23 protein-coding genes and 2 tRNA genes are annotated in these 19,321 nt (G+C 65.7%); 16 read left to right on the plus strand and 9 right to left on the minus strand.

Going from position 1 to position 19,321, the window contains the following annotated elements:
• The first annotated feature begins 19 nt into the window (after positions 1-19).
• Together G474_RS0109815 and ruvB are read left to right on the plus strand one after the other, a co-directional pair.
• Positions 20-1,072, plus strand: a complete 1,053-nt coding sequence (locus tag G474_RS0109815; RefSeq protein ID WP_156919221.1) for an AI-2E family transporter — start codon at positions 20-22, stop codon at positions 1,070-1,072.
• A gap of 4 nt (positions 1,073-1,076) precedes the next feature.
• A complete protein-coding gene (gene ruvB, locus G474_RS0109820; protein ID WP_026686820.1) occupies positions 1,077-2,147 on the plus strand; it encodes a Holliday junction branch migration DNA helicase RuvB in 1,071 nt (356 codons plus the stop codon).
• A gap of 90 nt (positions 2,148-2,237) precedes the next feature.
• Here the strand turns inward: ruvB and G474_RS0109825 are convergent, their stop codons facing one another.
• From G474_RS0109825 to G474_RS0109855, 7 genes are all read right to left on the minus strand, one after another.
• On the minus strand, positions 2,238-3,494 hold the full coding sequence (locus G474_RS0109825; protein ID WP_026686821.1) for a putative Na+/H+ antiporter: 1,257 nt from the start codon (positions 3,492-3,494) through the stop codon (positions 2,238-2,240).
• Between the two features lie 182 nt (positions 3,495-3,676).
• A complete protein-coding gene (locus G474_RS0109830; protein ID WP_026686822.1) occupies positions 3,677-4,933 on the minus strand; it encodes a putative Na+/H+ antiporter in 1,257 nt (418 codons plus the stop codon).
• A gap of 174 nt (positions 4,934-5,107) precedes the next feature.
• Positions 5,108-5,695 (minus strand): malonic semialdehyde reductase, encoded by a 588-nt coding sequence (locus G474_RS0109835; protein ID WP_026686823.1) that lies wholly within the window; start codon positions 5,693-5,695, stop codon positions 5,108-5,110.
• A gap of 61 nt (positions 5,696-5,756) precedes the next feature.
• Complete coding sequence (locus G474_RS0109840; protein WP_026686824.1) at positions 5,757-6,335, minus strand: YceI family protein; 579 nt, start codon at positions 6,333-6,335, stop codon at positions 5,757-5,759.
• Positions 6,336-6,378: 43 nt separating this feature from the next.
• Entirely contained in the window at positions 6,379-6,957 is a 579-nt protein-coding gene (locus G474_RS0109845) for a YceI family protein (RefSeq protein ID WP_026686825.1), read from the minus strand.
• A gap of 48 nt (positions 6,958-7,005) precedes the next feature.
• Positions 7,006-7,545 (minus strand): cytochrome b, encoded by a 540-nt coding sequence (locus G474_RS0109850; RefSeq protein WP_026686826.1) that lies wholly within the window; start codon positions 7,543-7,545, stop codon positions 7,006-7,008.
• Positions 7,535-8,359 carry a DODA-type extradiol aromatic ring-opening family dioxygenase gene (locus G474_RS0109855; RefSeq protein ID WP_026686827.1) on the minus strand — a complete coding sequence of 275 codons (825 nt, stop codon included), beginning with the start codon at positions 8,357-8,359 and terminating at the stop codon, positions 7,535-7,537. Before G474_RS0109855 ends, G474_RS0109850 begins: the two co-directional genes overlap by 11 nt.
• A 95-nt stretch (positions 8,360-8,454) precedes the next feature.
• On the opposite strand from G474_RS0109855, the gene G474_RS0109860 reads away from it, so the two are divergent.
• The 14 genes from G474_RS0109860 to G474_RS0109925 all read left to right on the plus strand — a co-directional run bounded on the left by G474_RS0109860 (position 8,455) and on the right by G474_RS0109925 (position 17,692).
• The gene (locus tag G474_RS0109860; protein WP_245589339.1) at positions 8,455-9,360 is read left to right on the plus strand and encodes a LysR family transcriptional regulator; all 906 of its coding nucleotides are present in this window, start codon (positions 8,455-8,457) and stop codon (positions 9,358-9,360) included.
• A 105-nt stretch (positions 9,361-9,465) separates the two neighbouring features.
• On the plus strand, positions 9,466-9,888 hold the full coding sequence (gene ybgC / locus G474_RS0109865) for a tol-pal system-associated acyl-CoA thioesterase (protein ID WP_026686829.1): 423 nt from the start codon (positions 9,466-9,468) through the stop codon (positions 9,886-9,888).
• Positions 9,885-10,562 (plus strand): protein TolQ, encoded by a 678-nt coding sequence (gene tolQ / locus G474_RS0109870; RefSeq protein WP_026686830.1) that lies wholly within the window; start codon positions 9,885-9,887, stop codon positions 10,560-10,562. The genes ybgC and tolQ overlap by 4 nt, the downstream gene beginning before the upstream one ends.
• 3 nt (positions 10,563-10,565) lie before the next feature.
• Entirely contained in the window at positions 10,566-10,967 is a 402-nt protein-coding gene (gene tolR, locus G474_RS0109875) for a protein TolR (protein WP_026686831.1), read from the plus strand.
• Positions 10,964-11,794, plus strand: a complete 831-nt coding sequence (locus tag G474_RS0109880; RefSeq protein WP_026686832.1) for an energy transducer TonB — start codon at positions 10,964-10,966, stop codon at positions 11,792-11,794. The genes tolR and G474_RS0109880 overlap by 4 nt, the downstream gene beginning before the upstream one ends.
• A 43-nt stretch (positions 11,795-11,837) precedes the next feature.
• Positions 11,838-13,139 carry a Tol-Pal system beta propeller repeat protein TolB gene (tolB, locus tag G474_RS0109885; protein WP_245589340.1) on the plus strand — a complete coding sequence of 434 codons (1,302 nt, stop codon included), beginning with the start codon at positions 11,838-11,840 and terminating at the stop codon, positions 13,137-13,139.
• A 28-nt stretch (positions 13,140-13,167) separates the two neighbouring features.
• Complete coding sequence (gene pal / locus G474_RS0109890) at positions 13,168-13,701, plus strand: peptidoglycan-associated lipoprotein Pal (RefSeq protein ID WP_051282201.1); 534 nt, start codon at positions 13,168-13,170, stop codon at positions 13,699-13,701.
• A gap of 2 nt (positions 13,702-13,703) precedes the next feature.
• Positions 13,704-14,465: a tol-pal system protein YbgF gene (gene ybgF / locus G474_RS0109895; RefSeq protein ID WP_026686835.1), complete on the plus strand. Its 762-nt coding sequence runs from the start codon at positions 13,704-13,706 to the stop codon at positions 14,463-14,465.
• Positions 14,466-14,468: 3 nt separating this feature from the next.
• A complete protein-coding gene (queE, locus tag G474_RS0109900; RefSeq protein ID WP_043463956.1) occupies positions 14,469-15,131 on the plus strand; it encodes a 7-carboxy-7-deazaguanine synthase QueE in 663 nt (220 codons plus the stop codon).
• 16 nt (positions 15,132-15,147) lie between these two features.
• Positions 15,148-15,510, plus strand: a complete 363-nt coding sequence (locus G474_RS0109905; RefSeq protein WP_026686837.1) for a PilZ domain-containing protein — start codon at positions 15,148-15,150, stop codon at positions 15,508-15,510.
• 61 nt (positions 15,511-15,571) lie between these two features.
• The gene (gene queC / locus G474_RS0109910; RefSeq protein ID WP_026686838.1) at positions 15,572-16,249 is read left to right on the plus strand and encodes a 7-cyano-7-deazaguanine synthase QueC; all 678 of its coding nucleotides are present in this window, start codon (positions 15,572-15,574) and stop codon (positions 16,247-16,249) included.
• An 18-nt stretch (positions 16,250-16,267) separates the two neighbouring features.
• Complete coding sequence (locus G474_RS0109915; RefSeq protein WP_026686839.1) at positions 16,268-17,386, plus strand: YeeE/YedE family protein; 1,119 nt, start codon at positions 16,268-16,270, stop codon at positions 17,384-17,386.
• A 76-nt stretch (positions 17,387-17,462) separates the two neighbouring features.
• Positions 17,463-17,538: transfer RNA gene (locus G474_RS0109920), tRNA-Lys, on the plus strand.
• A gap of 78 nt (positions 17,539-17,616) precedes the next feature.
• Positions 17,617-17,692: transfer RNA gene (locus G474_RS0109925), tRNA-Lys, on the plus strand.
• Positions 17,693-18,065: 373 nt separating this feature from the next.
• On the opposite strand, the gene G474_RS0109930 is transcribed toward G474_RS0109925, so the two are convergent.
• Positions 18,066-18,452, minus strand: coding sequence for a DUF6896 domain-containing protein (locus G474_RS0109930; protein ID WP_026686840.1), 387 nt, complete (start codon positions 18,450-18,452; stop codon positions 18,066-18,068).
• A 73-nt stretch (positions 18,453-18,525) separates the two neighbouring features.
• The gene (locus G474_RS0109935; protein WP_026686841.1) at positions 18,526-19,140 is read right to left on the minus strand and encodes a hypothetical protein; all 615 of its coding nucleotides are present in this window, start codon (positions 19,138-19,140) and stop codon (positions 18,526-18,528) included.
• Positions 19,141-19,321: the final 181 nt, after the last annotated feature.

Here is a 19,321-nt window from a genome sequence, read left to right on the forward strand (position 1 = left end):
CCACCCCGCGAGACCGCCCATGATCTTCGATCCCAAACGCCTGGCCCAGATCAGCCTGATCACCCTGCTCATCCTGGGCTGTCTGCTGGTCGTCTATCCCTTCCTGGCGGCGGTGCTGTTCGCCGCCGTGGTCTGCATCACCACCTGGCCCGCCTATGCCTGGCTGCACCGCCGGCTCGGGGGGCGGGATACCCTGGCGGCTTCCCTGATGACCCTGCTCCTGATGCTGGGCATGGTGCTGCCCACCGTCTTCCTGGCCGCCGGCCTGGGGGATGCGGTGCACATGCTGGTGGAGAAGATCCGCCCCTGGCTCAACGACGGCATCGGCGAGCCTCCCGAATGGCTGGTGCGCCTGCCCCTGGTGGGGCAGCAGATCGTCGATTACTGGCACCAGCTGGCGGACAGCCGCGACGAGCTCATGAACCTGGTACGCCGGGCCTACGAGCCGGCGCGCCAGGCGGCCCTGGCCAGCATCGGCCTGGTGGGTAACGGCATCCTGCAGCTGGTGCTGGTGATCTTCATCGGCTTCTTCCTGTACCGGGACGGCCAGTCCCTCACCGAAATGCTGGGCCGTGCTGCCCGGCGCCTGGGGGGGGAGCTGGGCATGGAGATGCTGCAGCTGTCCCGGGCCACGGTGACCGGGGTGATGATAGGCATCGTCGGCACTGCCCTGGCCCAGGCCATCGTGGCCCTGCTGGGCTTTCTCATCGCCGGGGTGCCCGGGGCCATCCTGCTGGCCATGGCCACCTTCTTCCTCTCCATGATTCCCGTGGGACCGCCGCTGCTCTGGGGCGGTGCCGCCTTCTGGCTGTACGAGCAGGGCGAGATCGGCTGGGCCATCTTCATGGTCGTCTACGGGGTGCTGGTGATCAGCAGCGTGGACAACTTCGTCAAGCCCATCCTGATTTCCCGGAGCGCCAGCCTGCCCATCCTGCTGATTGCCCTGGGGGTGTTCGGGGGCATCCTGGCCTTCGGCTTCATCGGCATCTTCCTGGGCCCCACCCTGCTGGCCCTGGCCCACGTGCTGTTCCTGCGCTGGATGCGCCAGCCGGAAACGGAAGAAGCGGTCTGAAGCCATGATAGAAACCGACGATCTCGCCGCCGCCCCCGGGGCCGAGCGGCTCATCGCCCCCCAGTCCAGGTCGGCCCAGGAGGAAGCCCTGGAACGGGCCCTGCGCCCGAAGCGCCTGGCCGATTACACGGGCCAGGAGAAGATCCGCGAGCAGCTGGAAATCTTCATCCAGGCAGCCCGGAACCGGGGCGAGTCCCTGGACCACGTGCTGCTTTTCGGCCCCCCGGGCCTGGGCAAGACGACGCTCGCCCACATCCTGGCCCAGGAAATGGGGGTGAGCCTGCGCCAGACTTCGGGCCCGGTGCTGGAACGGGCCGGGGACCTGGCGGCCCTGCTCACCAACCTGGAACCCCATGACATCCTGTTCATCGACGAAATCCACCGCTTGAGCCCGGTGGTGGAGGAAATCCTCTACCCGGCCATGGAGGATTACCAGATCGACATCATGATCGGCGAGGGCCCGGCGGCCCGCTCGGTGAAGCTGGACCTGCCGCCCTTCACCCTGGTGGGCGCCACCACCCGGGCCGGGATGCTCACCAATCCCCTGCGCGACCGCTTCGGCATCGTCGCCCGGCTGGAGTTCTACACCCCGGCGGAGCTGCAGCAGATCGTCAGCCGCTCGGCCCACCTGCTGAACGCCCCCATGGACCCGGAAGGAGCCCTGGAAATCGCCCGCCGCTCCCGGGGCACGCCCCGCATCGCCAACCGGCTGCTGCGCCGGGTGCGCGACTACGCCGAGGTGAAAGCCAACGGCCACATCACCCGGGGCACGGCGGATGCGGCCCTGGCCATGTTGGATGTGGACCCGGTGGGCCTGGACCTGATGGACAGGAAGCTGCTCTCCGCCATCATCGACAAGTTCGGCGGCGGTCCGGTGGGGGTGGACAACCTGGCGGCCGCCATCGGCGAATCCCGGGACACCATCGAGGACGTGCTGGAACCCTACCTGATTCAGCAGGGCTACCTGCAGCGCACCCTGCGCGGGCGCATGGCCACCCCGGCCATCTACCGGCACATGGGCCTGCAGGTGCCCGGGGGCGTGGGCCTGAGCACGGATCTCCTGGACGGCATCTGAGCCTGGATAATCCCGGCGCCAAGTAAAAAGCCCACCCCGGAAGGAGTGGGCTTTTTTACGGGTGCTGCCGGGGCGTTGGCCTGTGTCGGCTCAGAGCAGCTGGAAGGCCAGGATCGCCACCAGGGTGGGGGGCACGGCGGCCACGAACAGGCCCAGGGGATTGACCGAGCCTTCGTCGAAATGGCCGCGCAGGATGGACATGCCGGCCGGGTTGGGAGCATTGGCGATCACGGTCAGGCCGCCGCCGGTGACGGCGCCGGAGACCAGGGCGTACTTGAATTCCTCGGACAGGCCTTCCACCAGGGAGCCCAGGTAGGTGAGGGCGGCGTTGTCGGTGATGGCGGTCAGGGCGGTGGCGCCGAAATAGATGGTGGTGGCGTTCATCTGGGTCAGCATCGGCTGCAGCCACCAGGATTGCTGGCCGCCCAGGACCACCAGGCCGGCCAGGAAGAAGGCCACCATCAGGCCTTCACGTAGGATCAGGCGTTCCTGGAACTGGGGATAGGCGGTGGCCAGGCCCATGAACAGCAGGAAGATGCCCAGGAACACCGGGGGATGGTGGGAGAAGGTCACGATCAGGCCGAGCAGGAACAGGTGGATGGCCACCATCAGGGCGGGTACTTCGGCCTTGCCGCTCAGGGCTTCGGCCGGGAGGCGGCGCAGTTCCTTCTGGAAGATCAGGGTGGCGATGCCGGCGTTGACGAACACCGCCAGGGCCGACTTCCAGCCGAAGTGGGAGAGCATGTGCCAGCTGTCCCAGCCCCAGGTGCTGGCCACCATCAGTACCGGCGGGGCGGCGAAGTTGGTCAGGGTGCCGCCGATGGAGACATTGACGAACAGGGTGCCGATGGTGACGTACATCAGCTTGCTGGAGAGTCCCTTGCTGTAGAAGCGGTCGCGCAGGATCAGGGCGGCCAGGGTCATGGCCGCCGGCTCGGTGATGAAGGAGCCGAGCAGCGGCACCACCCCCAGCACGGTGAAGTAGAAGGCCACGTTGGCGGGCAGGGGCACGAAGCGGGCAATCATGCGCACCAGGCCGGAGGCGAACTGGAGGACGGACTTGCTGGCCGCCACCACCATGATGGCGAAGACGAACAGGGGCTCCGTGTAGTTGCGTGTGTCCAGGTATTCCACCGCTGTTGCCTTGCCCGCGGCAAAGCCCATGAACAGGATCAGGACGATGGCCCAGAAGCCGAACACGGCTTCCACCTCGGCCAGCAGGTGCCAGAGGCCCGCATGGGTGGGCCGGGTATGGGCCAGGTGCTCGAAGAACTTGGTGGAAAAGGTATGCAGGATGGCGATGGCGAAGATCGCGGCGCCGACCATTTGTATTGTCGTGGGGTTCATGGCTGTTCTCGGACGGAAAAGGGAAGAAGGACCGAGCCTGGATAGCAAGGAGCATTCCCAGGCAAAGCAGCCGCAAGGAAGAGGAATTTGTCGGTTTTCATACAAAACAGGACCCCGCCGGACCAGGGGCCGGGCGGGGTGTTGTCGTGTTGTCTACATGGATGGCCCGGAAAGGGCCCTGATCATAGCAACTGGAAGGCCAGAATGGCCACCAGGGTAGGTGGCAGGGCCGAGATCAAGAGGCCCAGGGGATTGACTGAACCCTCGTCGAAATTCCCCCGCAGGATGGACATGCCGGCCGGATTGGGTGCGTTGGCGATCACGGTCAGGCCGCCGCCGGTGACGGCCCCAGCCACCAGGGCGTACTTGAATTCCTCGGAAAGGCCTTCCACCAGGGAGCCCAGGTAGGTGAGGGCGGCGTTGTCGGTGATGGCGGTCAGGGCGGTGGCGCCGAAATAGACGGTGGTGGCGTTCATCTGCACCAGGATCGGTTGCAGCCACCAGGCCTGCTGCCCGCCCAGGACCACCAGGCCGGCCAGGAAGAAGGCCACCATCAGACCTTCGCGCAGGATCAGCCGTTCCTGGAATTTCGGATAGGCGGTGGCCAGGCCCATGAACAGCAGGAATACCCCGAGGAAGACCGGGGGATGGTGGGCGAACACCACGATCAGGAACAGCAGCAGGATGTGGATGGCCACCATCAGGGCGGGCACGTCGCCCTGGCTGGCGGGGGCGCTGATGCTGATGCGGCGCAGCTCCTTCTGGAAGATCAGGGTGGCGGTGGCGGCGTTGATCAGCACGGCGATGGTGCTCTTCCAGCCGAAATGGGAGAGCATGTACCAGCTGTCCCAGTTCCAGGTGGCGGCCACCATCAGCACCGGCGGCGCGGCGAAGCTGGTCAGGGTGCCGCCGATGGAGATGTTCACGAACAGGGTGCCGATGGTGACGTACATCAGCTTGGAGGAAATGCCCTTGCTGAAGTACAGCTCCCGCAGCATCAGGGCGGCCAGGGTCATGGCGGCGGGCTCGGTGATGAAGGAGCCCAGCAAGGGCACCGCGGCCATGATGGTGAAGTAGATGGCCACGGGTCGGGGCAGGGGCACGAAGTTGGCGATCATGCGCACCAGGCCGGAGGCGAACTGGAGAATCGATTTGCTCGCTGCCACCACCATGATGGCGAAGACGAACAGGGGCTCCGTGTAGTTGCGGCTGTCCAGGTAGCCCACGGCCTCGTCCTTGCCCACGGCAAAACCCATGAAGACCACCAGGACGATGGCCCAGAAGCCGAACACGGCCTCCACCTCGCCCAGCAGGTGCCAGAGGCCCGCGTGGGCAGGCCGGGTATGGGCCAGGTGTTCGAAGAACTTGGTGGAGAAGGTGTGGATGATGGCGACGGCGAACAGGATCGCGCCAACGATCTGGAGGGTGCTGGGGTTCATGGGCCGGGGGGTGGAGGTCGATGACGGCCCCTAGGGTAACGAAGAAGCTGTTATTTGTACAAAAGTGTTCCTGATGGCCGCCTTGCCCGGTTTTATGTCCCGCTCCGGCGGGATAGGGAAAGAGGGGCTTCCGGGGCGGTCCTGCGGCAGGGCCCCGGAAGCCCGGCGGGAGGTTCAGCAGATCCGGCAGGCGGTCTCGAAATCCAGGCGGGGCCCCCGGGGGTGGAGTTTTTCCGGCTGCCCCCGGCCCAGATTGCAGAGGAAATTCACCGTATGCCGGCCGTCGGGGAAAAAGGCCGCATCCACGGCGGCCGCATCGAAGCCCGACATGGGGCCGCAATCCAGCCCCAGGGCCCGGGCGGCGAGGATCAGGTAGGCGCCCTGCAGGCTGCTGTTGCGCAGGGCGGTGCTGGCGGCCAGCTCCGGGTTGCTGGCGAACAGGGGGCGGGCGTCGTAGGCCGGGAACTGCTCCGGCAGTTGGTCGTAGAACTGCCGGTCCTGGGCGATGATCACCGTCACCGGGGCCGCCAGGGTCTTGGCCACGTTGCCCGGAGACAGGGCCGGCTGCAGCCTGGCCTTGGCTTCGGGGCTGGTGACAAACACCAGCCGGGCCGGCTGGCAGTTCATGGAGGTGGGGCCCCACTTCAGCAGGTCGTAGAGCTGCTCCAGGGTGGCCCCGGGAATGGGATCGGGGTGAAAGCCGTTGTGGCTGCGGGCGGCGGTGAACAGCTGAGCCAGGGCCGCGTCGTTCAAGGGGGTCATGGTGGTGCTCCGGTGGGTTGGCAGGGCTGGCCCCGCCAGGGCGGGGCCGGGATGGCGGGATTTATTCCCGCACGGCTTCCACGGCGATGTTGAGGGTGACCGTGTCGCTCACGTGGGGGGCGTACTTGCCGGCGTTGAACTCCGAGCGTTTCACGGTGGCCGTGGCGTTGGCGCCGCAGGCTTCCTTCTTCAGCATCGGATGGGGCATGCACTGGAAGGAGGTGATTTCCAGGGTGACCGGCCGGGTGACCCCCTTCAGGGTCAGCTGGCCGTCCACGCTGGCGAGCTTGTCGCCGCTCCAGTTCAGTTTGCTCGACTTGAAGCTGGCGCTGGGGAAGTTGGCCGTGTCAAAGAAATCCGGGCCCTGGATGTGCTCGTCGAACAGGGGCAGCCCGGTGTTTACTGCCTTCATGTCGATCTGCACGTCGACGCTACCGCTCTTGGCGGCCCGGTCCAGGACGATCTTGCCGCTGGTCTTGCCGAAAGTGCCCTGCTGGGTTGAATAGCCGAAGTGGCTGTAGGAGAAGCGGGGGTAGCTGTGGGTCGGGTCGATCACATAGGTTTCCGGGGCGGCCAGGGCGGGAACGGCCAGGGCGGCGCCCAGAGCGAGGAAGGCGAGTTGGCGGTGCGGTGCTTTCATGGTTTTCTCCATTGGGGTTGGGGTTGGGGTTGGGGAGGGATGATCATTTGCCCGGAGTGGCCAGCAGTTGCAGGCGCACATCCACCTGGTCGGCGACGATGCTGGTGTCGCCCCAGGGGCCGGCGCCGACGCCGAATTCCAGGCGCTTCAGGGGCAAGGTGGCGGTGAACACGGCCCGGCCGGCTTCTTCCTTGACCTGGAAGGTGGCGACCACCTCCCGGGTCTGGCCCTTCAGGTTCAGGGTGCCGCGTACCTCGTAGCGCTGCCCTCCCAGGGGGCGGACCTGGGAAGAGACGAAGCGGGCGCTGCCGAACTGGGGCAGGTCGAACCACTGCTTGCCGGCCACTTCCGCATTGGCCTCCGGGGAGCCCGCGTCTATGCTCGCCAGGTCCACGCTGAAGCTGGCGCTGGCCTGCTCGGGGCGGGCCGGGTCAAAGCGCAGGCGGGCATCGAAACGCTTGAAATGGCCGGGCACGGGGACCCCCATCTGCTTGAAGGTGAATTCCAGCTTGCTGGCAGCCGGCTGGACCTGGCTGTATTCCACGGCCTGGGCCGTCGGGGCGAGCAGGGCCAGGCCTGCCAGAAAGACCAGGGCCGGGGCGTAAGGTTGCGGACGGATCATGATGTTCTCCGGAAAAGAGGATGGACGGTGGGCAGGGGCGGGGCAAACTCAGGGACGGGGGCCGGGCAGCATGCGCGCCAGGGTGCCGTCCCGGTCCACCCAGTGATGTTTCAGGGCGGCGGCCAGGTGCAGCAGCACCAGGATGGCCATACCCCAGGCCAGCCCCTGGTGGGCGATCTGAAATAGCCGGCCCAGGGCCTCGTCGCGGCCCACCAGGTCGGGCAGGGGCAAGAGGCCGAACCAGACCACCGGAAAGCCCTTGGCCGAACTCATCAGCCAGCCGGCCAGGGGCACGGCGAACAGGAGCAGGTAAAGCAGGGCATGGGTCAGGGCGGCGATCTGCAGCTGCCAGGCGGGGCCGGGCAGGGGCGGCGGCGGCCGGTGGGTCAGGCGCCAGGCCAGGCGCAGGACGGCCAGCAGCAGCACGGTCATGCCCACCCACTTGTGCCAGGCGTAAAGCTGCAGCTTGGCCGGCGACAAGGGCAGACCCTGCATGTAAAAGCCCAGGGGCAACAGCGCCAGGATCAGGGCGGCCATGAGCCAGTGAGCCAGGATGGCGGGGCCTCGGTAGCGGGTTTCAGCAGACATGCGCAAACTCCTTCAAATGGTCGGATTCCAGGGCGTCGGCGCCCCAGAGATAGGCGTCCATGGCCAGGCCCCCGTGGCTGAACCCGGGGCTGAAGCGCCAGGGCGGCGTGTCAGCGCCGGCCCCCAGGGCCACGAACAGGGGATGCAGGTGCTCCTCGCTGGGGTGGGCTTCGGCCCCGTGCGGGGCGCTGCGGCGGTAATCGAGCAGGGCGGCGGTTTCGTTCCGGGCCAGGCGTTCCCCGACCCAGTCGGCGAAGGCTTCCGCCGGCCCGTAGGGGGTGGCCGTGGGCGACCAGGACAGCCAGCCGAAGTTGTGGGTCAGGGCGCCGGAGGCCAGGATCAGCACCCCTTCCTCCCGCAGCGGCGCCAGGGCCCGGCCCAGCTCCAGGTGCCAGGCGGGGCCGGCGGCCGGCTGCAGGGCCAGTTGGCAGACCGGGATGTCCGCTGCCGGGTGGAGCAGGCTCAGGGGCACCCAGGCCCCGTGGTCCAGGCCCCGCTCCGGGTCTGTGGTCGCCGGGATGCCGGCCGCAGTCAGCAGGGCCGCGGCCCGTCCGGCCAGTTCCGGAGCCCCGGGGGCCGGGTACTGGCAGCGGTAGAGGGCCTCGGGAAAACCGTTGAAGTCATGGAGGGTGGCGGGCCGGGTCGTGCTTCCCAGGCGCGGCTGGCGGCTGCCCCAGTGGGCTGATACCGCCAGGATCGCCGTGGGGCGCGGCAGGGCCAGTCCCAGGGCCTGCCAGAGGCGGCCCGTGGCACCCGGCTGCAGCAGCAGGTCGGGGGCGCCGTGGGAGACGAACAGGACAGGTTGGCGGGGCATGGAGGCAGCCTGGGCAGTGGAGATGGCTGCACTGTAAGGGGCTCTGCCGGCTTAAAATAGCTGCCAATGGAGAATTCATTGTTGCTGAAAGTGGAATGATGGACCGTTTGCTGGCGATGGAAACCTTTGTGCGGGTGGCGGAAGCCGGCAGCTTTGCTGCCGTGGCCGAGCGCCTCAACCTGGCCCGTTCGGTGGTGACCCGGCAGATCGCCGCCCTGGAAGCGCACCTGGGGGTGAAGCTCCTGACCCGCAGCACCCGCAGCCTGCATCTGACCCCCGAGGGGGCCGCCTACCTGGAAAAATGCCGCGACATCCTGGGCCTGGTGGCGGCGGCGGAGGGGGATCTGGCCGGGGAGCGCCAGGCCCCCCGGGGCGTGATCCGCATGTCCCTGCCCATGAGCCTGGGCCTGCGCCGGCTGATGCCCCTGCTGGCCGACTTTGCCGGCCTGTACCCGGAAGTGGAGGTGGTGCTGGAGTTTTCGGACCGGCGGGTGAACCTGGTGGAGGAGGGCTTCGACCTGGCCCTGCGGGTCAGCACCCGGCTGGACCCGGGCAGCGTCGCCCGGCGTCTGGGGACCAGCCGCATGGCGGTGGTGGCCGCACCTGCCTACCTGGAGCGCCACGGTCACCCGGCCCGGCCCGAAGCGCTGCTGGAGCATCAATGTCTGGGTTACACCCTGGCGCCCCAGTCGAGCTGGACCTTCCTGATCGATGGGGTCTGGCGCAGTGTGCCGGTGCGGGGCCGCTTCCAGGCCAACAACGGCGATGCCCTGCTGGAGGCGGCGGAACGGGGCCTGGGCATCACCTGCCAGCCCACTTTCATCACCGCCGAGGCGGTGCGCGCCGGGCGGCTGCTGCAGCTGCTGCCCGATTTTCCCCTGCCCGAACTGGACATCCACGCCCTGTTTCCCGGGCACCGCTACCTGCCCCACCGGGTGCGGGTGCTGGCGGATTACCTGGCCGAACGCATCGGTTCGCCCCCGTTCTGGGAGCGGGCCTGAGCGCCGGAGGGCAAGCCCGTGGCGGGCCGGGAAAAATCGGCGCTTTCTGCAGTGCAACAAATCATTACAATTAGGCCCTTTTCCCCTGGGGTAAAATTCCCGGCCATGAAATACGAGCCCAAAGCCAACGCTTTCTGCATTCCCGTGCGGGTGTATTACGAGGATACGGATGCGGCTGGCGTCGTGTATTACGCCAATTACCTGAAATTCTTCGAGCGCTGCCGCACCGAGTGGGTGCGTACCCTGGGCTACGACCAGTCCGAACTGGCCCGGGACCACGCCATCGTGTTCGTGGTCGGCAGCGTCAGCCTCCAGTACCTGAAACCGGCCCGCCTGGACGATCTGCTCAGCGTCGGGCTGGAGGTGGAAAAACTGGGCCGGGCCCAGGTGGTATTCCGCCAGCACGTGCGCCGGGGCGATGAGGAACTGGCCACCGCCACCGTGCAGATCGTCTGCGTCGATCCCCACAAGATGAAATCCACGGCCATTCCTGACTGGCTGCGGCAAAAACTGGAGTCCCTGCAATGAACGTCACCCAGGATATGTCCATCCTGCACCTGATTCTCCAAGCCAGCGCCGTGGTCCAGGCCGTGATGGCCCTCCTGGCCGGGGTCTCCTTCATGTCCTGGTACTACATCTTCATGAAGTGGTTCGCGGTGCGGGATTCGCGCAAGAAGACCGAGACCTTCGAACGGGATTTCTGGTCCGGGGGCGACCTGAACAGCCTCTACAACAGCGCCGTCAATGACCGGCACCACGCCGGCAGCATGGAGCGCATTTTCGAAGCCGGCTTCCGGGAATTCACCAAGCTGAAGGGTCAGAAGGGCCTGGAGGCCAGCGACGTGATCGACGGCTCCCGCCGGGCCATGCGCGCCACCTACCAGCGCGAGCTGGACGCCCTGGAAGCCCACTTGGCCTTCCTCGCCTCGGTGGGCTCCGTCTCCCCCTACATCGGCCTGTTCGGCACCGTCTGGGGCATCATGCATGCCTTCCGGGCCCTGGGTAACGTGGGCCAGGCCACCCTCTCCTCGGTGGCCCCCGGCATCGCCGAAGCCCTGGTGGCCACGGCCATCGGCCTCTTTGCCGCGATTCCCGCCGTGCTCGCCTACAACCGCTTCTCCCATGACATCGACCGGCTCGCCACCCGTTACGAATCCTTCATGGAAGAGTTCTCCAACATCCTGCAGCGGCAGATGAGATAAGCCATGCGCCGCGCCCGCCGCCTCAAGAACGAAATCAACGTGGTGCCCTACATCGACGTGATGCTGGTGCTGCTGGTCATCTTCATGGTGGCCACCCCGATGATGCAGACCGGCTCCGTGGATCTGCCCAGCGTCGGGCAGGCCAACACGCCGCCGGAAAATCCGCTCAAGGTCAGTGTCGGCGCCCATGGCGACCTGACCCTGCTGGGCAGCAGCGGCAAACCCCGGACTGTGGACAAGGGGGAGCTGGCCGAGCTGCTGCGCCAGGAGCAGGAGAAGAATCCCGAGGCCGCCGTGCTGGTGGCCGGCGACAAGAAGGCCAGCTACGAATCGGTGCTGGCGGCCCTGGATGAGATCAAGGCCCTGGGCTTCAAGCGGGTGGGCCTGGAAACCACGCGCAAATGATCCAGCCCGCACACCAGGAACCCGGCAAGGGCAAGGCCCTGGCCCTTGCCATCGCCGTGCACCTGCTGCTGGCGGTGGCCCTGTTCCTGGGGGTGCAGTGGAAGACCGAACAGGCCGCCGTGGAAGTGGAGCTCTGGTCCCCGGTGCCGCGCCAGGCCACCTCCCTGCCGCCGCCCCCGCCGCCGCCGAGGGAGCAGCCCAGGCCTGAGCCCAAACCGGAACCGAAGCCCGAGCCCAGGGTGGAACCGAAACCGGAGCCCAAGCCCGTGGTCAAGCCCGACATCGCGGTGAAGAAGGAAGACAAGAAACCGGAACCCAAGCCCAAGCCGGAACCCAAACCCGAGCCCAAGCCCGAACCGAAAAAGCCGGAACCCAAGCCGGAAAAGAAGCCCGAGCCGAAAAAGCCCGAGCCTCCCAAGGACCCCTGGAAGGACCTGCTGGAGCAGGAAAAGCCCAGCCGCACCAGCACCGAATCCCAGACCAAGGCCAGCCGGGAAGAGCAGCTGCGGGCAATGGCCGATGCGGACCAGAAGGCGGCGGGGCGCAAGAGCGCCGAGAGCACCTGGGTCGGCAAGATCGTCGGCAAGGTGCGCGGCAATGTGGTGCTGCCCCCGGGCATCCAGGGCAATCCCGAAGCGGTCTTCGAAGTCACCCTGCTGCCCACCTGCGAGGTGATCGGTGTGCGGCTCAAGCGCTCCAGCGGCAACGGGGCCCTGGATGCCGCCATCGAGCGGGCCCTGCTGAAGTCCTCGCCCCTGCCCAAGCCCGATGATCCCGCCGTGTTCCAGCGCATCCTGGAAATCAAGTACCGCCCCCATGAACAATGACTTTTCCCCCGGGGCGGCCCCTGTATAATCGCCGGACTTGAAAATGCCCTTGAAGAACATGAACTTGCCCAACACCCGTCGCCTGGCGACCCGCCTCGTCGCCACCGCCCTGCTGTGCTGGGGCAGCCTGGCCCAGGCCCAGCTTTCCATTGAAATCACCGGTGCCGGTGCCAACCAGATTCCCGTGGCCATCGCCGATTTCGGCGGTGATGCCGGTTCCGGCCGCGCCCTCACCACCGTGGTGCGCGGCGACCTGGAACGCAGCGGCCTGTTCAAGCTGGTGGATACCGGCGGCGCCGCCCTGACCGAAAGCTCGCCCATAGACTTCGGTGCCTGGAAGGCCCGGGGCGCCGACGCCCTCTCCGCCGGCAGCCTGGGACGCAGCCCCGATGGCCGCATGGAAGCCCGCTTCCGGCTCTATGACGTGAATCGCCAGAGCAACCTGGGCGGTGCCGCCTACCTGACCGCCACGCCCCAGCTGCGGGCTGCCGGCCACCGCATCGCCGACTACATCTACGAAAAGCTGACCGGCGAGCGGGGCGTGTTCTCCACCCGCATCGCCTACGTGCTCAAGTCCGGTGGCCGCTACGAGCTGCAGATCGCTGACTCCGACGGCCAGAACGCCCAGACCGCTCTGGTTTCCCGGGAGCCCATCATCTCCCCGGCCTGGTCCCCCGACGGCAGCCGCATCGCCTACGTCTCCTTCGAGAACAAGAAGCCCATCATCTTCGTGCACTCCCTGGCCACCGGCAAACGCCAGGTGGTGGCCAACTTCAAGGGCTCCAACTCGGCCCCGGCCTGGTCCCCGGACGGCAGCCGGCTAGCCATCGTGCTCACCAAGGATGGCAGTTCCCAGGTCTACACCATCGGTGCCGGCGGCGGCTCCCCGATGCGCCTCACTTCTTCCGCCGGTATCGATACCGAACCCCAGTTCTCTCCCGACGGGGCCTACGTCTACTTCACCTCCGACCGGGGCGGCAGCCCCCAGATCTACCGGGTCTCCGCCAGTGGCGGCAGCCCCGAGCGGGTCACCTTCGAGGGTAGTTACAACGTTTCGCCCCGTCCTTCTCCCGATGGCAAGAGCCTGGCCTTCATCGCCCGCCGCGAAGGGCGCTTCCAGCTGGCCATCATGGACCTGTCCAGCCGCCAGGTGCAGGTGCTCTCGGATTCCTACAAGGATGAGTCTCCCAGTTTCGCCCCCAACAGCCGCATGATCGTCCTGGCGACGGAAGTCGGCGGCCGGGGAGTGCTGTCGGCGGTTTCCGCCGACGGCCGCATCAAACAGCGTCTGTCGGTAGCGGCGGGCGATGTACGGGAACCCGCCTGGGGTCCTTTCACCAAATAACTAAAACCTTGCAGATGGAGCAAAACCCATGAAAAACAGCATCAAGATTTCCCTGGCCTCCGTGGCCGTAGCCCTGGCTCTGACCGGTTGTGGCACCACCGGCGACGGTGAGGGCGGCGCCCCCGTGGAAAACCGTGATCCCAACGCCGGCGTGGCCCGTGTCGATGTTGCCGACGCTAAGGGCACCAAGCTGCCCGCCGTGCTCACCGATCCCAAGAGCATCCTCTCCAAGCGCAGCATCTACTTCGCCCTGGACCGTTACGACGTGTCCGAGCAGTACCGCGCCCTGGTCAATGCCCACGCCAAGTTCCTGGTGGAAAACCGTCAGTTCAAGATCCTGATCCAGGGCAACACCGACGAACGGGGCAGCCGCGAGTACAACCTCTCCCTGGGCCAGAAGCGCGCCGACGGCGTGAAGCAGATGATGGTGCTGCTGGGCGTGCGTGAGGACCAGATCGAGTCCGTCAGCCTGGGCGAGGAAAAGCCCAAGGCCGAGGGCCATGGGGAAGAAGCCTGGGCTGAAAACCGCCGGGCTGACATCCTCTACGTCGGCGAGTTCTGATCATGCTGCGCCGCCCGGTACTGCCCGCAGTCCTGCTGTGCACCCTGCTGGCCGCACCGGCGGCCCGGGCGGGCCTCTTCGATGACGCGGAGGCCCGTCAGCAGGTCATCGACCTGAAGAAGCATACGGAAGAAAAGCTCGATACCCAGGCCAAGGGCCAGCTCGAACTCGCCACCCAGATCATGGGCCTGCGCGAGGAACTGGCGCGCCTGCGGGGTCAGCTGGAAACCCTCACCTACGAGAACGAACAGGCCAAGAAGCGCCAGCAGGATCTCTACCTGGACCTGGACGGGCGCCTGCGTAAGCTGGAACCGGCCGCTCCTGGCGCAGCTGCGGCCCCTGGTGGCGAAGGTGCCGGTGCCGCCCCCGGCGGTGCTGCCCGGTCTGCCGATCCGGTAGCCGAATCCAAGGCCTATGAAAGCGCCCTGAACCTGTTCAAGGCCGGCAAGTACAAGGAGGCCGCCAGCGCCTTCGAGAATTTCGTGGCCGAGCATCCCAACAGCGACATGGCGCCCAACGCCCAGTTCTGGCTCGGCAATTCCTGGTACGCCCAGCATCAGTGCAAGCAGGCCATCGATGCCCAGCTGGTGGTGACCACCCGCTGGCCCGATTCGGTCCGGGCCCCCGATGCCATGATCGCCATAGCCAACTGCCAGCGGGACTGGGGCAACGTGGCCGCGGCCAAGCGCACCCTGGGCAACATCGTCGAGAAGTACCCCAATTCCCAGGCGGCCGCCCAGGCCAAGCAACGGCTTGGCAAGTAAGCCGTGAACCTGCCTGTGATCACCAGGATCTCGCTGCGGGTCAGCGAGATCTTTTTCTCCCTCCAGGGTGAAGCCACCCGGGTGGGGCTGCCCACGGTGTTCGTGCGCCTCACCGGCTGCCCCCTGCGCTGCACCTGGTGCGACACCACCTACGCCTTCACCGGCGGCCAGAGCCTGACTCTGGACGAGGTCCTGGAACGGGTGGCGGCGTTCCCCTCCCGCCAGGTCTGCGTCACCGGGGGCGAACCCCTGGCCCAGAAATCCTGCCTGGACCTGCTCACGGCCCTGTGCGACTGGGGCTACGACGTTTCCCTGGAAACCTCCGGCGCCCTGGACATCAGCCCCGTGGATGCCCGGGTTTCCCGCATCGTGGACCTCAAGGCCCCGGGTTCCGGCGAAGTGGCGCGCAATCGCTGGGAAAACCTGGAATGCCTGGGGCCCCGGGACGAGCTGAAGATCATCATCGCTTCCCGGGAAGATTACGACTGGGCCCGGGCCCGCATCGCCGACCACGGCCTGCCTGGCCGCTGCCCCATCCTGCTGTCGCCGGCCCAGGGGCAGCTGGAGCCCCGGGAGCTGGCCGAATGGATCATTGCCGACGGTCTTCCGGTGCGTTTCCAGATGCAGCTGCACAAGCTGCTCTGGGGTAACATGCAGGGAAAATAGGCTCTCCGGAGGCAGCATGGAAACCAATCGTCGGCATTTTTCCCGCATCCAGTTCAACACCCCGGGCCGGCTGTTCTTTCCCGGCGGCGAATGTTCCGTCGAAGTCCTGGACCTGTCCCTCAAGGGGGCCCTGGTGCAGGCCGAAGTTCCCCTGGACCTGCGCGAGGGGCAGCGCTGCACCCTCCGGGTGGCCCTGGGGGCCAACGGCGAGGGCATCCGCATGGAAGCCCAGGTGGCCCACCGCCAGGGTCAGGAAACCGGCCTGCGCTGCGTCGAGATCGACCTGGACAGCATCACCCACCTGCGCCGCCTGGTGGAGCTCAACCTGGGTGATGAATCCCTGCTCAACCGGGAACTGGAATACCTGAGCCGGGGCTGAGTCAATCCCGGCAAGCCGCGGTTTTCCCGGCCTGCCAAAAACGTTATATTCCGCCCCCATCATGCAAGCCAAAGCTGTCGTTCTCCTCTCGGGCGGACTCGATTCCGCCACCTGCCTGGCCGAAGCCGGGCGTCTGGGCTTCGCCGCCTACTGCCTGTCCTTCGACTATGGCCAGCGGCACCGGGCCGAACTGCACGCCGCCGCCCGGGTGGCCGCCGCCCTGGGGGCTGCCGAGCACCGGGTGCTGAAGCTGGATCTGGCCCAGTTCGGCGGTTCCGCCCTCACCGACACCCGCCTCGATGTGCCCGTGGATGGGGTGCAGCCGGGCATTCCCATCACCTACGTGCCGGCCCGCAACACCATCATGCTTTCCCTGGCCCTGGCCTGGGCCGAGGTGCTGGGCAGCCGGGACATCTTTGTGGGCGTCAATGCGGTGGACTATTCCGGCTACCCGGACTGCCGTCCCGAGTACATCGCCGCTTTTGAAACCATGGCGAACCTGGCCACCAAGGCCGGTGTCGAAGGCAACAGGCTGAGCATCCACGCCCCCCTGATGCAGCTCTCCAAGTCCCGCATCATCCAGATGGGCCATGCCCTGGGTGTGGATTACAGCCTCACCGTGTCCTGCTACCAGGCCGACGACGCCGGCCGGGCCTGCGGCTGCTGCGATTCCTGCCGGCTGCGCCAGGAAGGCTTCGCCGCCGCCGGGCTGCCGGACCCCACCCCCTATCGGACCTGACCCCTGCCGGAGCGCTTCATGGACGCCGCAAGCAACGCCCTTTCCCACGACGCCATCCTCTGGCTGGCCTTTGCCGCCGCCTTCCTGTTCGGGCTGATCGGCCAACGCACCCACTTCTGCACCATGGGGGCCATCTCCGACATCGTGAACATGCAGGACTGGAGCCGCATGCGCCAGTGGCTGCTGGCCATCGCCGTGGCGGTCCTGGGCAGCGCCGCCCTGCATGCCCTGGGCCTGATCGACCTGGACAAGAGCATTTACCGGGGCGCCAACTTCACCTGGCTGGCCTACATCGTCGGCGGCCTCACTTTCGGAATCGGCATGGTGCTGGCCTCCGGCTGCGGCTCCAAAACCCTGATCCGGGTGGGGGGCGGCAACCTGAAATCCCTGGTGGTGATGCTGGTGCTCGCCATTTCCGCCTATGTCACCATGCGCGGCATCCTGGGCGTGTTCCGCGTCAATGTGCTGGAGCAGGCGGCCATCACCCTGGATGGGGGGCAGGACCTGCCCAGCCTGCTGGAAGCCGCCCTGGGGCTGGCGCCAAGCACGGCCCTGGCCCTCTCTGCCTTGGTGCTGGGGGGCGGGCTCCTGGCTTTCGTCCTGGCCCGGCGCGATTTCTGGACCCTGGACAACCTGCTGGCCGGCCTGGGTACCGGCCTGCTGGTGGTGGCCTGCTGGTATGTCAGCGGCCACCTGGGGTATCTGCCCGAGGACCCGGAGACCCTGGAGGAGGCCTTCATCGCCACCAACTCCGGACGCATGGAGTCCCTCACCTTCGTGGCGCCCCAGGCCTACACCATGGAACTGTTGATGTTCTGGTCCGATGCCAGCCGCAAGGTCACCTTCGCCATCGCTTCGGTGCTCGGGGTCATCTGCGGTTCCGCCGCCTACGCCCTGGGGAGCCGCAGTTTCCGCTGGGAAGGCTTCCGGGATGCGGAAGATACCGCCAACCACCTGATCGGCGCCGTACTCATGGGTTTTGGCGGCGTCACCGCCATGGGCTGTTCCGTGGGGCAGGGGATCACGGGAATTTCCACCCTGGCCCTGGGCTCCCTGCTCACCTTTGCCGCCATCGTCCTGGGCGGCTGGCTGGCCCTGAAATACCAGTATTGGCGGCTGATGAATTCCGAAGCCTGATTTTTAAGGGCTTTTGCAGTTTTCCGCATTGACGGGGGGGCGCCCTGCTCCTATAATCGCGGACTTTTCCGGTTCCGGGTCGGTAGCTCAGTCGGTAGAGCAGCGGACTTTTAATCCGTTGGTCGCGAGTTCGAATCTCGCCCGACCCACCAAATAATCGGAAAAAGTGTTGCAGCAAACGCGCAGGTTCTGTATCATGCGCGCTCTCTCGCAAGCATCTGCTTCGAGATGGGTTGTTAGCTCAGTTGGTAGAGCAGCGGACTCTTAATCCGTAGGTCCACAGTTCGAATCTGTGACAACCCACCAAAATTCAATGGCTTAGCCTACGGGCTAGGCCATTTTCATTTGGGAGCGTGAGGAAAACGTGGGGAAAGTAATGACCTTTCCCGTACTTCCCTTGGGCCCAGACTCAGGACTCTTCGGTGTTTCCGGCGGTGTTTCAATCCGCGCTGCCGCCAAGGCCAAATGCTCCGTGGCGTATTTCGCGTAACGATCCACCATCTGCCGCGACTTCCAGCCGCCCAAATCTTTCAGTTCATCACAAGACGTTCCCGCCTGGCGATGCTGGAAACCCATGTTCCTGCTGTTCCCAGCAGGTGACGAGTACCCTGCAGCCGGGCAAGGCGGTGCTGCCCTATCGTTTAGTTTCCCTGATTTCCGGGGGGCCATATATGTAGTGTTATGCCACATGCAGTACCTCTCGAATGACTTGGCCCAAGAGTTCTTCATCTTCGGCAAGCTCACGATACTGCTGATATGGCAACTGCCCGTCGTTTAGTTGCTTCTCGAAAAAGATCTTCAAACGCCACTCGTCGGGGTTGGGCTTGTCGAAGTCAAAATCGATGCCACCGACATCCGGTGTTTTGAAGAGGTCTACGCCTATGCCATGCGTACGGATAAACCAAACCGTTCCGGGGACCTGGTGAATTCCCCGCCTTTCGGGGCGTAGGATTTCTTGCGGGTCAGTTAGCCCGAACGCGCTAGTTAAGAGCACCTTTGCCCAGGCCATATTGGCATGCCAGAGCGGAATCAAATTGCGAACGAGTTCAAGGTGAGTAGGATTCATGGGGCATAACGTGGAGGTCACCGGTGCTGCGCGGTTTTATCGCGCAGTGTCCGGTGGTCCGCAGGGTTATGCCTCAGTTGATCGGTATGCATGACGCACCACCTGCGCAGGGTTTGCAGTCGGCAGACTCTCGGTAGCTTGTTGCCAGCTCGACCAAAACCCGCCGACTTTGCTGAACATCAGCACCTTCGGGCACCTGCGCAACGAAGTAGTTGACGGTCTGGCGACCCAGAAAGTACACAACGAGTTCGGCTCCTCCGTTGGCATAACCCGTGAAGGCCCACAACTCGCCTTTGGCGCCAGCCTTTGTGGCAATGGTTTCGGCCTTCTTGGCCTTTATGCGCTGAGACGCGGCCTTATACATAGACAACACTTCTTTAACTTGGGCGCGAATTGGATCAGCAGCCTGCCGCGCTTGCGACGAGGGGCGCGTGTAGATGGCAACATCGGCCGAAGCCCATGTCGTGCCCGCGGGATAAAAGACCATTGGTACCCCTTGGGAGGCAAGCGCTCGATTGTCCATAACCCATCCATGCGGCGCTTCGAAGTAGTAGCAGTGATCAGCTCCGTGCGCGTATCCCTCCTGCGCAAGTGCTGCGGATGAAGTGAAGAACAACGAAACGATGATGACTAGCGTGGCTCGCATGGCTTCTGAGGCATAACGAAGCTGTAGAAAAAGTATCTTCATGCCCGGATCGTGCCGTGAACCAAATGGAATATCAAGGCTCCAATGTGCACAAAGACGCTTCACAATGGTGGCTTAAAAGCACTTTCCCTTGGTCCGCTCTTGGCCGATTGCTGACCGTGATGAAAAAACCGCCTTTCGGCGGTTCTTGGCGAGGATTGGCGGGCTAACGAATTGATTTGTA

Source organism: Azovibrio restrictus DSM 23866, from assembly GCF_000429665.1.
Classification (GTDB): domain Bacteria; phylum Pseudomonadota; class Gammaproteobacteria; order Burkholderiales; family Rhodocyclaceae; genus Azovibrio; species Azovibrio restrictus.